This is a genomic window from Paraburkholderia sp. BGA-UO-ETr-F21, from assembly GCF_059567925.1.
In genome coordinates this window covers 336,543-351,846 of sequence record NZ_JCAQOY010000037.1, presented here as the reverse complement: position 1 = coordinate 351,846, position 15,304 = coordinate 336,543, and the positions used below count along the sequence as shown (strand labels likewise).

The window sequence follows — 15,304 nt, the reverse complement described above, 5'->3', positions numbered from 1 at the left end:
TGCGGCATGCGTTTGGGTTGATGCGTTTGGGTTGATGCGTTTGGGTTGATGCGTTTGGGTTGATGCGTTTGGGTTGATGCGTTTGGGTTGATGCGTTTGGGTTGATGCGTTTGCGTTGAATGCATCGGCGGGCATGCAGTCTCGTCCCATGAGTTGCGTGAACCCGTGCGCGGCAGCCCCCCTCGGCGCATACGAACGTTGCCCCACGGGCGCCCGGAACCCCGGGCGCCTCGCTTCACCGCGACCTGCTTTGCGCGGCTAGCGCAGGTTGGTGCGCGCCAGTTCGACGATCTCGTCGCCGCGACCGTTGAGGATCGCGCGCATCATGTAGAGGCTAAAGCCCTTGGCCTGGGCGAGCTCGATCGTCGGCGGCATGGCCAGCTCGTGTTTCGACGTGACCACGTCCACCAGCGCCGGGCCGGGATGGTCGAATGCCTGCTTCAGCGCGCCCGCCACGTCTTCCGACTCTTCGACGCGAATGCTGAAAATGCCCGCCCCTTTCGCGATCGCCGCGAAATCAGTTTTGGCGAGATCGACGTTGGTGTCGAGATAGCCGCCCGCCTTCAACTCCATCGAGACGAAGCCAAGCAGGCTGTTGTTGAACACCACCACCTTGATCGGCAAGTCGAGCTGCCGCGCGGTGAGCAGATCGCCGAGCAGCATCGACAGCCCGCCGTCGCCCGACAGCGACACGACCTGGCGCCCCGGATGCGCGCCCTGTGCGCCGAGCGCCTGGGGCATCGCATTGGCCATCGAGCCGTGGTTGAACGAGCCGTGCAGCTGGCGCTTGCCGTTCATGGTCAGATAGCGCGCGGCCCAGACGGTTGGCGTGCCGACATCGGCGGTAAAGATCGCGTCGTCGCTCGCGGCCTCGTCGATCATCTTCGCCAGATACTGCGGATGGATCGGGCGGCCCGGGCCGGCTGGCGTCGCGAGATCGTCCAGCCCCTTGCGTGCGGACACGTAGTGCTTGCGGGCGTTGTCGATGAACCCGCGGTCCGTCTTGCGCTGCAGCTTCGGCAAGGTGGCGGCGACGGTTTCCTTGACCGTGCCGACGAGGCCCAGCGCGAGCGGCGCGCGATGCCCGAGCTGGGAGCCTTTCCAGTCGACCTGGATGATCTTCGCGTCGGTCGGATAAAACGGCCGATAGGGAAAATCGCAGCCTAGCAACAGCAGCGTGTCGCACGACATCATGGCGTGATAGCCCGAGCTGAAGCCGATCAGCCCGGTCATGCCGACGTCGTACGGATTGTCGTACTCGATGTACTGCTTGCCGCGCAACGCGTGCACCACCGGCGCGCCGAGCGTGTCGGCGAGCGCGACCACTTCGTCGTGCGCGCCTTGCGTGCCGCTGCCGCACATGATCGTGACCGCGTCGGACGCGTTCAGCAGCGCCGCGAGCCGATCGAGATCCGCCTCGGCGGGGATGATGCGCGGCGGTGCGCTTTCGCTCCACGACGGCGCTTCAGCCGGTCCCTCGCTCAAGGCCACGTCACCCGGCAGCACGATCACGGCGACGCCGCGCTGTTCCACCGCGGTGCGCATCGCGCGCGCCAGCACGCGCGGAAACTGCGCTGCGGAGGACACCAGCTCGACGTAGTGGCTGCACTCCTTGAAAAGCTCCTGCGGGTGCGTTTCCTGAAAGTACCCAAGGCCAATTTCCGTCGACGGGATATGCGCCGCGATCGCGAGCACCGGCTGTTGATTGCGATGGCAATCGAACAGACCGTTGATCAGATGCAGGTTGCCCGGGCCGCAACTGCCGGCGCACACCGCGAGACGCCCGCTCGAAGCCGCGTCGGCGCCGGCCGCGAAGGCGGCCGCTTCTTCGTGACGGGTATGCATCCAGCGGATCGAGCCGACCTCGTCGAGGCTGAAGGCGAGACCGTTCAGACTGTCGCCCGTCACGCCCCAGATCCGTTCGACGCCCGCTGCCGCGAGCGTGCCGGCGAGATAGGCGGCAATGGTTTTGTTGGCCATGCTTGACTCCTTTTCACGGTAATTGGAAATCGACCGGGCGCTGAAAACGTCGCGACCGCGGCCGGCAGATCAAAAGAAAGCGCCGAAAAAACGTCGCCCGAGGACGGCGCGGCTCTGCTGTGCCGATCCCCCTAAACTAGGCGAGTGTCGGCAGAATGTCCTGAAATAGCTCTGAAAACACCTGAATCACGCGGATATCAGACAGCCGGCGCACGCTCGCTGAAGCTGATTGAAAGGTGCTGGAAACCGGCGCCGCCAGCCGGCGCGCAACGGGCTCGCGAAGCCGGGATTCCAGTATGCTGACGTACCCCCCACTGCCGGCTGTACGACATGAATCTCTCGTTCGAAGTTCTGCAGGTGCTCGACGCCATCGATCGAACCGGCACCTTCGCCAGTGCGGCTGAACAGCTTCACAAGGTGCCGTCTTCGCTGTCGTACCTGGTCCAGAAGCTGGAGCTCGATCTCGGCGTCAAACTGTTCGACCGCAGCGGCCGTCGCGCGATCCTCACGCATGCGGGGCGGGTGGTCGTGGAGGAAGGGCGGCGTCTTCTGGAGGCCGCGGAAGATCTCGAATGCAAGGCAAAACGCATCCAGCACGGCTGGGAATCGGAGCTGCGCATCGCCGTCGACGAGATCATTCCGTTCGACCTGTTATGGGACCATGTGGACGCGTTCTACAAGCTGCAGATGGATACGCGGCTGAATCTGTCGAAAGAAGTGCTGGGCGGCTCGTGGGACGCGCTGTTGACGCGCCGCGCCGACCTGGTCGTCGGCGCAGCCGGCGAGCCGCCGCAAATTCCCAACCTGGTCGCCAAACCGATAGGCTCGCTGCGTCATCTGTTCGTGGTGGCGCCGCAGCATCCGCTCGCCGCGGTGCCGGGGCCGCTGACGCTGGCGACGGTCGCCCGGCATCGCGCCGTGGCGATCGGCGACACGTCACGCAAGCTCGCGCCGCGCACCATCGCGCTCGCCGCCAATCAGGAAGTCATGACAGTGCCGACGCTCGAGGCCAAACTCGCCGCGCAAATCAAAGGGCTCGCGGTCGGCACGATTCCGGAGTGCCTGGCCGCCGAGCCGTTGAGCCGGGGCGAACTGGTGCAGAAGGAAGTGCTGGGCATGCGCGATGTCACGCATTTCTTTCTCGCGTGGCGCAGCGACGAGACCGGCAAGGCGCTGCGCTGGTGGGTCGACCAGTTGGACCAGCCGGATCTGATCGACCAAGTGGCGCAACAAAGAATGTTGCACGGCTGAGCGCCGTTCAGTTGCGCGCCTTGATGCGGCGTGGCGGCGCAACGTCGAGCGCGTCCGCCGTGCTGTCCGATGCCGTGATCCGCAGCAGATGCGCGGCGGCCTGGTAATCGTCCCAGTCGAGGCCTTCGGTAACGCTCGCGCAGGCGGATTGCAACAGCTGCGCGGCGTCCGCGCTTCTGCCTTGCAGGTGCCAGAGGCCGCCGAGCGTGGTCGCGGCGCGCAACTGCAACGAGCGGCAGCCTTGCACCAGCGAGAGTTCCAGCGCCGCCAGCAGACAGGCCTCCGCATCCCGGATCGCCGACCCGGATTGCGGCAGGTCGGCCTGCCCCATGAACAGCAACTCGCCGTGGATACGCCGGAGTTCCGCGGCATACCAGTGGTCGCCGGTTTCGTCGCAGCGCGCCAGCGCGTCGACCACGGCGGCGATGCCCTCTTTGCGCCGCCCCGCGCGTCCGAGTGCGAGGCTGTATTGCCCGATCAGCATCGCGCGGGGCGCACCGAAGTCGAGCGACTCCAGATCGTCCAGCGCCGCGCGAAACGCTTGCAGGTCGTGCGCGCCATCGTCGCGCATCGACCGCAGATATTCGTCGAAGCAGCGGCAGCAGGCCTGCGCCACACTCAGGCCCGCGCGCCCGGACGCTTCCTGTAGCAAAGCGATCGCTTGCGCCGCGCGTTCCCGTTTGCCGGACAGGAGCATCAGCGGCACCATCGCCTCCACCAGCACATAGCAAGTGACAATCGCCTGTTGCTGATCACATGCAGCAATGACGCAGTCTTCCGCGAGCTTTAGCGCCTGGTCGCGCAAGCCCTGCAGCCACAAGACCCGCGCGAGGGTCGCGCGGCCGACGATGCGCTGATCCACGGACTGCCCGAGCGGCAGGCCATGTTGCAGGTTCTCGCTGTGCTCCAGCAGTTGTTCGAGCGATGCACGCGCCTGCTGTTGATCGCCGCAGTAATGGGCCGCGATTCCGAGCAACCGGTAGCCCAGAATCGTTCCGCTCGTGTCACCCACCTCGGCGGCGAGCAAGGCAAAGCGGCGTGCAAACGCCTGCGCATTGCGAGCCGCGCCGGACGACTGGTTCGCATTCCACATGCCCCACAAAGCACGCGCCTCGAACACGGGGTCGCCCAGCGCGATCGCCGACGCCAGAATCTCCGACCAGATGCCAAAGGTTTCCCGGCTCGGTCCGTTGAGGTAGACGAGCGCCGCGGCAAGCCCCGCATGAAGCTGCATGCGCACGCGCAGGTGACGCGTCGAACCCGAACCCTGATGCGCCGCGTCCACCGCGTCGAGGGCCCGTTTCGCCCACACGCGGCATTCGTCGACGAGCGACAGCTCGTAGAGCAGAAAGACGAACTTCACGGCCAGGGTCTCGCCGAGCATGTCGTCACCTTTCGGCGACAGGGCCCAGGCCAGCGCCGCGCGCAGGTCGTCGAGCAATGCGCGCATGCGCTGGTGCCAGCCCTCGCCGAGCGTGAGCGCGGGGTCGGCGCGACGCGGCGCCTCGCGCTCCAGCACGCTCAGAAAGTAGCGCGCATGCTGCAGCGTGACGAAGCGCCGTTCGCCGTTGTCGTCGAGCTTCTGCGTAGCGTAGGCGCGCGTGGTCTCCAGCAGGCGATACGTCGCTCTGTCACGCTCCATGCGCGTCACTACCAGCGATTTTTCGACCAGTCCCGACACCGCTGTGACCACGTCGATCTCATGCAACGCGCCATCGCCGGCGACGGCGATCGCCGCCTCCATCGTGAAGCCGCCCGCGAACACGCCGAGCCTGCGCAGCGTGGTGCGCTCCGCGTCCTCGAGCAGCGCATGGCTCCAGTCGAGCGTCGCCTTCAAGGTCTGATGCCGCGGCAACGCCGTGCGGTTGCCGCCCGTCAGCATGTTGAAGCGGTCGTCCAGATGGCCGGCGAGCGTTTCAATGCCGAGGATCGCCGCGCGCGCCGCCGCCAGTTCGATGGCAAGCGGTATGCCGTCGAGCCGGCGGCATACCATGCCGGTCAAGTGAATGCTTTTTTCATCGGAGGAAAAACGCGCGTCGATCGCGCGAGCGCGCGACAGGAACAACTCGACGGCGCTGCATTGCAGGACATCCTGGCTCTGATCGTCCTGAGCGGGCACCTGGAGCGAAGCGACCCAATACAGATGCTCGTTCACGATGCGCAGCGGCTCGCGGCTGGTCGCCAGCACGCAGACCGCCGGACCCACGCCGAGCAGCGTCTCGGCGAGTTCGGCGGCGGGGCCGAGCACGTGCTCGCAGTTGTCGAGCACGAACAGCACGCGCCGCTCGCCGAGTTCTTTGCCCACGCGCGCGAGCGTGAGCGGACCGATGGCCGGATTCACGCCGACGCTGGCCGCGAACGCCGCGAGGACACTGTTTGCGTCGGAAGTGGACGCGAGTTGCACCAGATAGACACCGTCCGGAAAACGTGGCAGCAAGCCGCGCGCGACTTCGACCGCGAGGCGCGTCTTGCCGATGCCGCCTGAACCGACGAGCGTCACTTGCCGGGCTGCGGCGAGCGTCTGCGAGATGTCGTCGAGCGCCTTGTCGCGTCCGATCAGCGCGGAAAAATGAACCGGCAGATTGTGCTGGACGTTGCGGCTTTGAGCGGGCTCCTCGGGTTGGTCGCCGGCATCGGGCGTTAAGGCCGCGCTCGCCGCCGATCCGCTGTGCACCAGCCTGTAGCCGCGCCCCGATACGGTTTGTATCAGCCCGCGGCTGTCGCCGAGCAGCTTGCGCAGCGTGGACATATGCACTTGCAGATTGTTCTCTTCGACGACCGCATTCGGCCAGACCTGCCTGAGCATCTCGCTCTTCGACACGAGGCCGCCGTTCGCGGCGATCAGCACAGCCAGCATGTCGAACGCACGGCTGCCGATCCGCACAGGTGTGCCGTGAAGAAATACTTCGCGACGGTCGATGTCCACCTGAAGCGGGCCAATGCAAATCATGCGGAGTATCCAGGACGCGACGATTAGAGAGAGAACAGAAGAAGAGAAGAAGTGCGGAATCGCTGCCGGGCGTCGCGTCCCAGAAGTCTAGAGCAACGGGACATCTGCGTGCGCGAAAAAAACTGACCCTATTGTTCGAATTTTTTGCACTAAACACTCACTGACTGAACGCCATCAAACGTTCGCCAGCGCATCGCGCCACGCCGTCCGGCGGCACACCCTCGCCTAGCCAGACCAGGCTAATGTTTGTATGATGCGTCCCAACATACTGGGTACCGAACTAGCCATGCCGAGAAAAGTACCGTCGGTCGATACAGCGTCGAAGCCCGAGATGCATGACAGTGCGAAGACCGTCACGCGCCGGCTCGCTCCTGAAGTGCGGGAGCGCCAGATCGTGCTGAAAGCGGTCGACCATTTCGCCACGCATGGCTTCTCCGGCAGCACCCGCGAACTCGCGCGTCAACTGGGCGTGACCCAGCCGCTGCTGTACCGCTACTTTCCCAGCAAGGAAGCATTGATCGACCGCGTGTACGAGGAGGTCTATCAATGGGACACGAGCTGGGAGAAGCTGATCAAGGACCGCTCCGTTCCGATCCAGGAGCGCATGGTCCGGTTCTACTCGTCGTATTCCGAGGTGATCTTGCGGCGCGAGTGGATCCGCATTTTCATCTTCGCCGGTCTGACGCGTGAAGGCATCAACTCCAAATATCTGGCGCGGCTGCGCGAACGCGTGTTTCTGCCGGTCATGGCGGAAATACGCTCGGCCTACGATCTGCCCGCGCCCACCGGCGCGAAACAACGCGAGATCGATCTCGAACTGATCTGGAGTCTGCACGCGAGCATCTTCTATCTCGGTGTGCGCAAATGGATCTACGGCCTGCCGGTCACGGACGATATCGAAGACCACATCGCCCGCCAGGTCGACGCGTTCCTCAACGGCGTACCCGCCGCCCTCGAACATGCGGCGAAAGAATCCACTCGCGCGAAAAGCGGCGCCAAGGCCTGACACCACTCCGCCGCAAGGCTTGCAATAAGCGTTGCAAGAAGGCCGGCCAGCGAGCCGGCCGCGCTTTTCATCTCCCATCGCATCACTCCCACGCCTCACATTTTCCAGGGTAAACACCGGCAATACGCCGCTTTCTCCTGCATGCGCATTCACCTACAATTTATCCATCGATCACTAATCGATCGATAAATAGCAAAGCAGGAGTCGATCATGCCCGTTTCAAAGCTTGCCCACTACTCGATTCGCACCTCGGATCTCGAACAATCCTGCCGCTTCTACGAGCGGATCCTCGGTTTCACGCAGGGCTACCGTCCGCCCTTCGACTTTCCGGGCGCGTGGCTTTACAAAGGCGGCGATGAAGCCGAGTTCGGCACCGTCCACATCATCGGTGTCGATCCAGACAACCCGGCCGGGCTCACCGCGTATCTCGGCGACAAGGCGCTGCCCGCGAGCGGAACCGGCACGGTCGACCACATCGCGTTTCTCGCCACGGGCGTCGAAGCGATGTGGCAGACACTCCAGGCCGAAGGCGTTGCGTGGCGCGATCGCACGGTGCCGAGCCTCGGCTTGCATCAGGTCTTCATAGAGGACCCGTCCGGCGTGACCATCGAGTTGAACTTTCCCGCCGAAGAGATCAGCCGCCTCAACGAAGCAAAGGCGGCCAACGCGCAATCTTCCAATACCGCAGGAGCATGACCATGACCCAAACTTCCGCACGCGCGCGGGCGATCATAGTAGGCGGCTCGCTGGGCGGCCTGTTCGCTGCCAATCTGCTGGTCCGCAACGGCTGGGTGGTGGACGTGTTCGAACGCGTCCCCGATGAACTGGCCGGACGTGGCGCCGGCATTGTCACGCACCCCGAATTGTTCGACGCACTCGCGGCGGCCGGTATCGAATACGACGATTCCATCGGCGTCAAGGTGCAATCGCGCGTCACCTTCGCGCAGGACGGCGCGGTGTTGTCGGCGCGCGAGCTGCCGCAAACGCTCACCGCGTGGGGCAAGATGTATCACGTCCTGCGCGCCGCCCTGCCCGACGTGCATTACCACGCCGGCCGCACAGTCACATCCGTGCAGGACGGCCCCGACCAGGCCGTCGTGACGCTCGGCGACGGCACCCTGCTGCACGCCGATCTCGTGATCGCGGCGGACGGTTTCAAGTCGCCGATTCGCGAGCGCTTGCTGCCTGACGTCAAGCTTCAATACGCGGGCTATGTGGCATGGCGCGGCCTCGTCGAAGAAGCCGCGTTGTCGCGCGAAACCCGCGACGCGCTGTTCGACAGGTTCGCCTTCTGCCTGCCGCCGCGCGAGCAGATTCTCGGCTACCCGGTTGCCGGCCGCGGCAACAGCACGACGCCGGGCGAACGCCGCTACAACTTCGTCTGGTATCGCGCGACGAGTGAAGACGTGCAGTTGCCTAACCTGCTCACCGATGCGGCCGGCAAGCGTTGGGAAGGCGGCATTCCGCCCACGCTGATCCGCGAGGACGTGCTCGCCGATATGGAAGACGCGGCGCTCACGCTGCTCGCCCCGCAATTCGGCGAAGTGGTGACCAAGGCGACGCAGCCTCTGTTCCAACCGATCTTCGACCTCGAAGTCCCGCAGATGGCATTTGGCCGGATCGCGCTGCTCGGCGATGCGGCGTTCGTCGCGCGTCCGCATTGCGGCATGGGCGTGACGAAGGCGGCAAGCGACGCGATGGCGCTCGTCAAAGCGTTGCACCAGCACAGCAGCGTGCAGGACGCGCTCACGGACTACAGCCTCGAACGCACCCAGGCGGGTGCGGCGATCGTGCAGCACGCGCGTCATCTCGGTGCCTACATGCAGGCGCAACTAAAGAACGACGTGGACCGTGAAATGGCCGAGCGCTATCGCACGCCTGACGCCGTGATGCGCGAGACCGCGGTGCCCGCACGCTTCTGATATCCGTGGCGGTTGCGGCGAATCCGAACCGCTGCGCAAGCACGGCAAAAAGTCGTTTCGAAAGGAGACAAAGTGGAACATAGCGCCCCAACCTATTCGCTGAGCGCGCAATACGCCGCCACCGAAGCGCCGCCCGCGGCGAATCCGCTACTCGACGATCCGCGCTTTCGCGCGCTCGTGCGCGAGCGGCGCGCTTTCTCGTGGCTGCTCACGATCCTGATGCTGGCGGTGTACTTCGCCTTCATTCTCACGCTCGCGTTTGCCCCGGCGCTGCTCGGCCGGCCGATCGTGGAAGGCTCTCCCGCAACGTGGGGAATTCCGGTCGGCTTCGGCATGTTCGTCTTTACGTTCGTGCTCGTCGCGGTCTATGTGGCGCGAGCCAATACCTTCCATGACCGCGCCGTGAACGAAATCCGGCAAGGAGCACGGCAATGAAACGCATCTTTCTCCGGCATGCTCCGCTCATCGGCGTCATGCTGACGAGCGCGCTGCCCGCCGCTGCCGCCGAAACCGCGGCGCCGACACGTTCGCACAACCCGATCGCGATCGGCATGTTCCTGCTGTTCGTCGCGTCGACCCTGCTCATCACGCGCTGGGCCGCGAGGAAGAACAACAGCGTATCCGACCACTACGCGGCGGGCGGCAAGATCACCGCCTTCCAGAACGGCTGGGCGATCGCCGGCGACTATATGTCCGCCGCTTCGTTGCTGGGCATTTCCGCGCTGGTCTTCACGAGCGGCTATGACGGCCTGATCTATTCGATCGGCTTTCTCGCCAGCTGGCCGATCATTCTCTTTCTGATCGCCGAGCCGCTGCGCAACCTCGGCCGCTATACGCTCGCCGACGTGGTGTCGTACCGGTTGAAGCAGCGGCCGATTCGCGCCTTCGCCGCGACGAGTTCGATCGTGATCGTCCTGCTCTATCTCGTCTCGCAGATGGTCGGCGCCGGCAAGCTGGTCGAACTGCTGTTCGGCTTCAACTACACGGTCGCGGTCGTGATGGTCGGCGTGCTGATGGTGGTGTACGTGTTCTTCGGCGGCATGCTCGCCACCACGTGGATTCAGATCATCAAGGCGGCGTTGCTGCTGGCGGGCGCGGCTTTCATGGCGTTCATGGTGCTCAGCCGCTTCGGCTTCAGCATGAATGCGTTGTTCGCGCAGGCGATTCTCGCGCACCCGAAACACGCCGCGATCATGAGCCCCGGCGGCCTCGTATCGGATCCGGTGTCCGCCGTTTCGCTGGGCCTCGCATTGATCTTCGGCACGGCCGGACTGCCGCACATCCTGATGCGCTTCTTCACCGTGGGCAACGCGAAAGCGGCACGCAAGAGCATTCTGTACGCGACGGGAATCGTCGGCATTGGGTACGCGCTGATCATTATCATCGGCTTCGGCACGATTGCGCTGGTGGCGACCGATCCGCAATATCACACGGCCTCGGGCGCGGTGACGGGCGGCGTGAACATGGTGGCGATCCATCTGGCGCACGCGGTAGGCGGCAACGTGTTTCTCGGCTTCATCTGCGCGGTGGCGTTCTCGACCATTCTCGCGGTGGTCGCGGGCCTGACGCTCGCCGGTTCCTCCGCGGTGTCGCACGATCTCTACGCGAACGTGATTCGCCGCGGCGCGGCCACGGACCGCGAGGAAATGCATGTGTCGCGGATCACCACGCTCGTGCTTGGCGTGCTCGCGATCCTGCTCGGCATCGCCTTCGAAAAACAGAACATCGCGTTCATTGTGAGCCTGACTTTTTCGATCGCCGCCAGCTCGAATTTCCCGGTGCTGCTGCTGTCGATCTACTGGCGCGGGCTGACCACGCGCGGCGCGGTGCTCGGCGGCTCGCTCGGCCTGGTCTCGGCAGTGACGCTGACGATTCTCAGCCCGACCGTGTGGGTTCAGGTACTCGGCCATGCGCATGCGATCTATCCGTACGAATATCCCGCGCTGTTCTCGATGATCGTCGCTTTCGCCGGCGTGGTGTTTTTCTCGATCACCGATACCTCGGCGCGCGCCGCCCGCGAACGCGCGCTGTACGGCAACCAGCTCGTCGACTGCGAACTCGGCATGGTCAAACGCGGATAAAACCCGACACTCAAATCATAAACAAGGAGACTGAAGCATGGATTGCAGTTGCTGCATTTCACCGAAGCGCCGCCGCCTGCTCGGCACGATGGCCGCACTCGCCGGCGGCCTCGCCTCGGGCGTGCCGGCCACGGCCGCCACCGCCAACCCGGCCGCGGGAACGACCAGCACGGCCGACGCTCTCCGCAAAGGCCGCTCGATCGACATTCACGCGCACTACTACCCCGAGAGCTATTGCGAACTGGTAGGCAGCGAAGGCCAGAAGTTCGGCGGGAAGTTCACCTGCGACGCCAGCAGCTTCAGCTTCCAGACGCCGGCGGGCGGCCTTGGACCGCTGCCGCTCAAGTTCATCAACATCGACGAACGGCTCGCCGACATGAACGCGTCCGGCGTGGACATGCAGGCCTTGTCGTTGAGCGTGCCGATGGCCTACTGGGCCGACCGCGACTTCAACGCGAAGCTGGCGAAAGCGTGGAACACAGCGGCCTCCGCTGTCCACGTCAAGCATCCGGACCGCTTCGTCGTGCTCGCGACACTGCCGATGCTCAATCCGCACGACGCGATCGACGAACTCGAACGCGCGTCCGAATTGCCCGGCGTGCGCGGCGTGTACATGGGGACCAACATCAACAACCGGGACCTCGACGATCCCCTGTTCGAACCGGTCTTCGCACGGATCGAACAGCTGGATCTGCCGGTGTTTCTCCATCCGCAACAGACGGTCGGCGGTGCGCGGCTGGGCGACTTCTATCTGAGCAATCTGCTCGGCAATCCCTTCGACACCGCGATTGCCGGGTCGCATCTGATCCTCGGCGGCGTGATGGACCGGCATCCGAAACTGAACATCACGCTGCCGCACGCCGGTGGCGCGTTGCCGATCCTGATGGGCCGTATCGACGCAGGCTGGACCGTGCGCCCCGAAACGCGGCGGCTGGCGCAGAAACCGAGCAGCTACCTGCGCCGTTTCAACTACGACACGGTCTCGCATTCCGGCCCGGTGCTGGACTTTCTGATCCAGAACATCGGCATTGACCGGCTGGTGCTCGGCAGCGACTACTGCTTCGACATGGGCTACGAGCAGCCGGTCACGTTCCTGGATCGCCTCACGCTGCCGCCCGAGCAAAGAAATCTGATTCTCGGCGGCAACGCGGCGAGGTTGCTGAAGATCTAAAGCAAATCGCCCGCTGTCACCATAGCGGGCATTTGCTCGACCACCGAGGCGAGGATCATCGCGGTGGCGTTGGCCGGTATGCTCGCCCGCACTCTCGGCTTATAGATCAGATCGTCACGACGGATCACGGTTCCGCTCAGCGCACAGTAACCCTTCAGACGCGCGCGGCAAACGATCCAGACCTGGTCGTCGTAGCGGCAGCGGGTTGCATCCTGCCAGAGCACCGCGACCGACGTATCGGACAGACGCTCGATGACTTCCACCTGCACGTGCGGCGACGGCACGCAAGCGGCCATGCGGGACGTCCGCCGCGCGCGGGACGCGTCGCCGCCCACGCTGCGATAGCTCGGCAACAGCCCGTGGATCACGTGGTCCCACACGGAGGCGGGCCCGTCCTGAGTCGTGCGGGTCTGCTCGGGCGGCGCGCAACATGCTTCGCGGCTCGTCTCGACGCGTCGCTTCAAGTGGGTTTCGCTATGCATCATGCTTGCTCCCATCGCTTGCTCCCATCAACTGACCGTGGGCACCGCGAGCCGGCTTCAATGCCCCGGCTCGGCTTCGTAGTTGACCGGCACCCAGTCGTACGCGTTACCGTTTTTCCTGACATGCCCCAAGCCTGGAAAAGCAATATGCGCGGCGCCCACGAGATAGCGTTTGTCCGCTGCGAGCTTGAGTGCATAGCGCCGCGAGCGTTGCGCCGCGGCGGCATCGGTGTCGTATTCGACGGATGCCGTGGGGTTTTGCAACTGGATCGCCGCGACATGGATGACGTCGCCCCACACGAGCAGATCCTTCAAATCGCTCTGCACGAGATACGCGGTGTGGCCCGGCGTATGACCGGGGAGCGTGACGGCGCGAATACCCGGATCGAGTTCGACGTCGCCGCTGAACGGCCTGAAGCGGCCGGCCGCGACATACGGCGCGACGCTAGCGCTCGCGGCGTCGAAAAATGAACTGAGGAAAGCGGGTGCCGTGGATTTGTTTGCCGGATTCAGCCAGTAATCCGCTTCGGCCTGGCTCACCCGCACGACCGCGTTGGGAAACGCCATCGCCCCGTTCACGATGACACCGCCGACATGGTCCTTATGCAAATGGGTGAGCAGAATTTCGTCGACCTGTTCGGGCTGGTAGCCCGCGGCGCGCAAGTTACCGGTCAGCCGGCCACAACAGTCGCCATAGAGCACGCCCGCGCCGGAGTCGATCAGAATCAGCTTCGAACCGGTGTTGATCAGGAACGCGTTGATCGATCCCTGCACCGGTGCTTGCAGAAAGTCGCGCGACAGGTCGTGCTCGATTTCGGACTTCGGTACGCCTTGAACGACGGTATCGATCGGAAAGGGATGCGTGCCGTCGAGCAATGCGGTCACTTCGAAGTCGCCGACCATGATCCGGTAAAAGCCCGGCCCCTGCGTCTTGACCTGCGGCGCGGCGGCCAACGCGGCGTGCGGCCCTATCGCCGCGCAAACGCTCAGGATGAGTGCGCACCACCAGCCAAAGTGCGTGAGCGATATGCGCCGAATCAGTGCCAACATTCCGTTTCCCGTGCCAGTTGCGATCATGAAAAAAGCATACGACGGCGCGTTCGAAACCGTTGCTAATTTTTATTAATTGTCCTGAGTGGACGGTGCTCAGGGCCGCGCCCTGCATGTCCACAGGCATTGCATGCGCTCATACGAGCGGATTAGAGGCGTGAATGCATGGATGAACGCGCCACCCGTATGTAGGGATGGCGCGAGCCTGCCGCGGGTCGTATTGTTTCCACATCAGGCAAACCGTGTTGCCGGATTCAACCGGATCAAGAGGTCACAGCGGCTATGGACAGAATCTTCAGCATGCGCGTGTTTTCGCGAGTGGCGGAAACCGGCAACTTCAGTGAAGTTGCCAAACATATGAAACGCAGCGCCGGCAATATCTCGCGAGCGGTGGTGTCGCTCGAAGAACATCTGCACACGCGGTTGCTCCAGCGCACCACGCGCAGCGTGTCGCTCACCGAGTGCGGCGAGCGGTACTACCGGCGCTGCAAGCAAATCCTCGCCGATATCGACGAAGCCGACGCTGAAGCCAGCGACGCGCACACGCTGCCACGCGGCAAGTTGAGGGTTCACGCCGTGCCCGACATCGGACTGAAACAGCTGACGTCCACCATTGTCGAATACCGGCATGCGTATCCCGCGGTCTCCGTCGACCTGAAGCTGCTGCCGCACATGGCGAATCTGATCGAAGACGAGTTCGACGTATCGATCGTGTCCGCCTCGTCGTTGCCGGACTCCCGCAATGTGAGCAGGCTCATCGGCCGTTGCGAGCGCATTCTGGTCGCCTCGCCGGACTATCTCTCGCGGCATCCCGTGCGCAGCGTGGAAGACCTGCCGAACCACACGCTCATGCAGACCAGTTCGTCGTTCGACCCGCCGTCCGAACTGGCGGGCCGGGCCGCGCGCAATCCGGAGCAGTCCGGCCATTTCGTCGTCAACACCATGCAGGCGCTCAGAGTCGCATTGCTGGCGGGCGCGGGCGTAGGCGCCGTGCCGACCTATTCGGTCGCGGACGAACTCCGGGAAGGCAAGCTGATTCCTCTGTTTCCGGACTACCCCCTGCAAACGACCAACGTGTTCGTGGTTTATCCCTCGCGCCGATTTGTCGATGCAAAAATAAGAACGTTCGTTGAATTCCTTATAGTGACACTGAAACAGAAACTCGATTTGCGTATTGCGAATCTGGCGTTGACCGACCGACCCGCGGTCCCGTCAGAACGGCCTCAAGCGGTGCATCGAGCTTGAGCAGCGCGACCCTTATTCAGCCATCTGGTTAATTTTTCGCTTGCAACGCTCAAACCTGAACGAAAATTAATATTCAACGAAAATAATTTCCGAGATAATCGCGCCACTCCGCCGGTTATTGACATCTCTTGATTTTGGCAACGCGAACGGGCATGCGCATGTACCG

At 63.9% G+C, this 15,304-nt stretch carries 12 protein-coding genes; 8 read left to right on the top strand and 4 right to left on the bottom strand.

Going from position 1 to position 15,304, the window contains the following annotated elements:
• Nucleotides 1-258: 258 nt before the first annotated feature.
• Entirely contained in the window at nucleotides 259-1,980 is a 1,722-nt protein-coding gene (gene poxB, locus AC57B1_RS25250; protein WP_496419035.1) for a ubiquinone-dependent pyruvate dehydrogenase, read from the bottom strand.
• A gap of 330 nt (nucleotides 1,981-2,310) precedes the next feature.
• On the opposite strand from poxB, the gene AC57B1_RS25245 reads away from it, so the two are divergent.
• Entirely contained in the window at nucleotides 2,311-3,231 is a 921-nt protein-coding gene (locus AC57B1_RS25245) for a LysR family transcriptional regulator (protein WP_408353639.1), read from the top strand.
• A gap of 7 nt (nucleotides 3,232-3,238) precedes the next feature.
• Here the strand turns inward: AC57B1_RS25245 and AC57B1_RS25240 are convergent, their stop codons facing one another.
• A complete protein-coding gene (locus tag AC57B1_RS25240) occupies nucleotides 3,239-6,181 on the bottom strand; it encodes an ATP-binding protein (RefSeq protein WP_496419034.1) in 2,943 nt (980 codons plus the stop codon).
• Nucleotides 6,182-6,467: 286 nt separating this feature from the next.
• Here AC57B1_RS25240 and AC57B1_RS25235 point away from each other — a divergent pair, with 286 nt between their 5' ends.
• The 6 genes from AC57B1_RS25235 (at nucleotide 6,468) to AC57B1_RS25210 (ending at nucleotide 12,361) form a co-directional block, all read left to right on the top strand.
• A complete protein-coding gene (locus AC57B1_RS25235) occupies nucleotides 6,468-7,187 on the top strand; it encodes a TetR/AcrR family transcriptional regulator (protein WP_408353635.1) in 720 nt (239 codons plus the stop codon).
• Between the two features lie 210 nt (nucleotides 7,188-7,397).
• Nucleotides 7,398-7,883 (top strand): VOC family protein, encoded by a 486-nt coding sequence (locus tag AC57B1_RS25230; RefSeq protein WP_408353633.1) that lies wholly within the window; start codon nucleotides 7,398-7,400, stop codon nucleotides 7,881-7,883.
• A 2-nt stretch (nucleotides 7,884-7,885) separates the two neighbouring features.
• Nucleotides 7,886-9,109 (top strand): FAD binding domain-containing protein, encoded by a 1,224-nt coding sequence (locus AC57B1_RS25225; protein ID WP_496419033.1) that lies wholly within the window; start codon nucleotides 7,886-7,888, stop codon nucleotides 9,107-9,109.
• A gap of 72 nt (nucleotides 9,110-9,181) precedes the next feature.
• Nucleotides 9,182-9,544 carry a DUF485 domain-containing protein gene (locus AC57B1_RS25220; RefSeq protein WP_408184251.1) on the top strand — a complete coding sequence of 121 codons (363 nt, stop codon included), beginning with the start codon at nucleotides 9,182-9,184 and terminating at the stop codon, nucleotides 9,542-9,544.
• A complete protein-coding gene (actP, locus tag AC57B1_RS25215) occupies nucleotides 9,541-11,190 on the top strand; it encodes a cation/acetate symporter ActP (RefSeq protein WP_496419032.1) in 1,650 nt (549 codons plus the stop codon). The genes AC57B1_RS25220 and actP overlap by 4 nt, the downstream gene beginning before the upstream one ends.
• 37 nt (nucleotides 11,191-11,227) lie before the next feature.
• Complete coding sequence (locus AC57B1_RS25210; protein WP_496419031.1) at nucleotides 11,228-12,361, top strand: amidohydrolase family protein; 1,134 nt, start codon at nucleotides 11,228-11,230, stop codon at nucleotides 12,359-12,361.
• Here the strand turns inward: AC57B1_RS25210 and AC57B1_RS25205 are convergent.
• A complete protein-coding gene (locus AC57B1_RS25205) occupies nucleotides 12,358-12,843 on the bottom strand; it encodes a DUF3331 domain-containing protein (protein ID WP_496419324.1) in 486 nt (161 codons plus the stop codon). The two genes, AC57B1_RS25210 and AC57B1_RS25205, sit on opposite strands and share 4 nt — an antisense overlap.
• A 57-nt stretch (nucleotides 12,844-12,900) precedes the next feature.
• Nucleotides 12,901-13,893: an MBL fold metallo-hydrolase gene (locus AC57B1_RS25200; protein ID WP_496419030.1), complete on the bottom strand. Its 993-nt coding sequence runs from the start codon at nucleotides 13,891-13,893 to the stop codon at nucleotides 12,901-12,903.
• Nucleotides 13,894-14,175: 282 nt separating this feature from the next.
• Between AC57B1_RS25200 and AC57B1_RS25195 the strand changes: the two genes are divergently transcribed.
• Nucleotides 14,176-15,138: a LysR family transcriptional regulator gene (locus AC57B1_RS25195; protein WP_408353624.1), complete on the top strand. Its 963-nt coding sequence runs from the start codon at nucleotides 14,176-14,178 to the stop codon at nucleotides 15,136-15,138.
• Nucleotides 15,139-15,304: the final 166 nt, after the last annotated feature.

Coding starts and splice junctions, on each gene's coding strand:
- actP (WP_496419032.1), top strand. CDS start 9,541: ATGAAACGCATCTTTCTCCGGCATGCTCCGCTCATCGGCGTCATGCTG.
- AC57B1_RS25245 (WP_408353639.1), top strand. CDS start 2,311: ATGAATCTCTCGTTCGAAGTTCTGCAGGTGCTCGACGCCATCGATCGA.
- AC57B1_RS25200 (WP_496419030.1), bottom strand. CDS start 13,893: ATGTTGGCACTGATTCGGCGCATATCGCTCACGCACTTTGGCTGGTGG.
- poxB (WP_496419035.1), bottom strand. CDS start 1,980: ATGGCCAACAAAACCATTGCCGCCTATCTCGCCGGCACGCTCGCGGCA.
- AC57B1_RS25240 (WP_496419034.1), bottom strand. CDS start 6,181: ATGATTTGCATTGGCCCGCTTCAGGTGGACATCGACCGTCGCGAAGTA.
- AC57B1_RS25210 (WP_496419031.1), top strand. CDS start 11,228: ATGGATTGCAGTTGCTGCATTTCACCGAAGCGCCGCCGCCTGCTCGGC.
- AC57B1_RS25205 (WP_496419324.1), bottom strand. CDS start 12,843: ATGCATAGCGAAACCCACTTGAAGCGACGCGTCGAGACGAGCCGCGAA.
- AC57B1_RS25225 (WP_496419033.1), top strand. CDS start 7,886: ATGACCCAAACTTCCGCACGCGCGCGGGCGATCATAGTAGGCGGCTCG.
- AC57B1_RS25230 (WP_408353633.1), top strand. CDS start 7,398: ATGCCCGTTTCAAAGCTTGCCCACTACTCGATTCGCACCTCGGATCTC.
- AC57B1_RS25195 (WP_408353624.1), top strand. CDS start 14,176: ATGGACAGAATCTTCAGCATGCGCGTGTTTTCGCGAGTGGCGGAAACC.
- AC57B1_RS25235 (WP_408353635.1), top strand. CDS start 6,468: ATGCCGAGAAAAGTACCGTCGGTCGATACAGCGTCGAAGCCCGAGATG.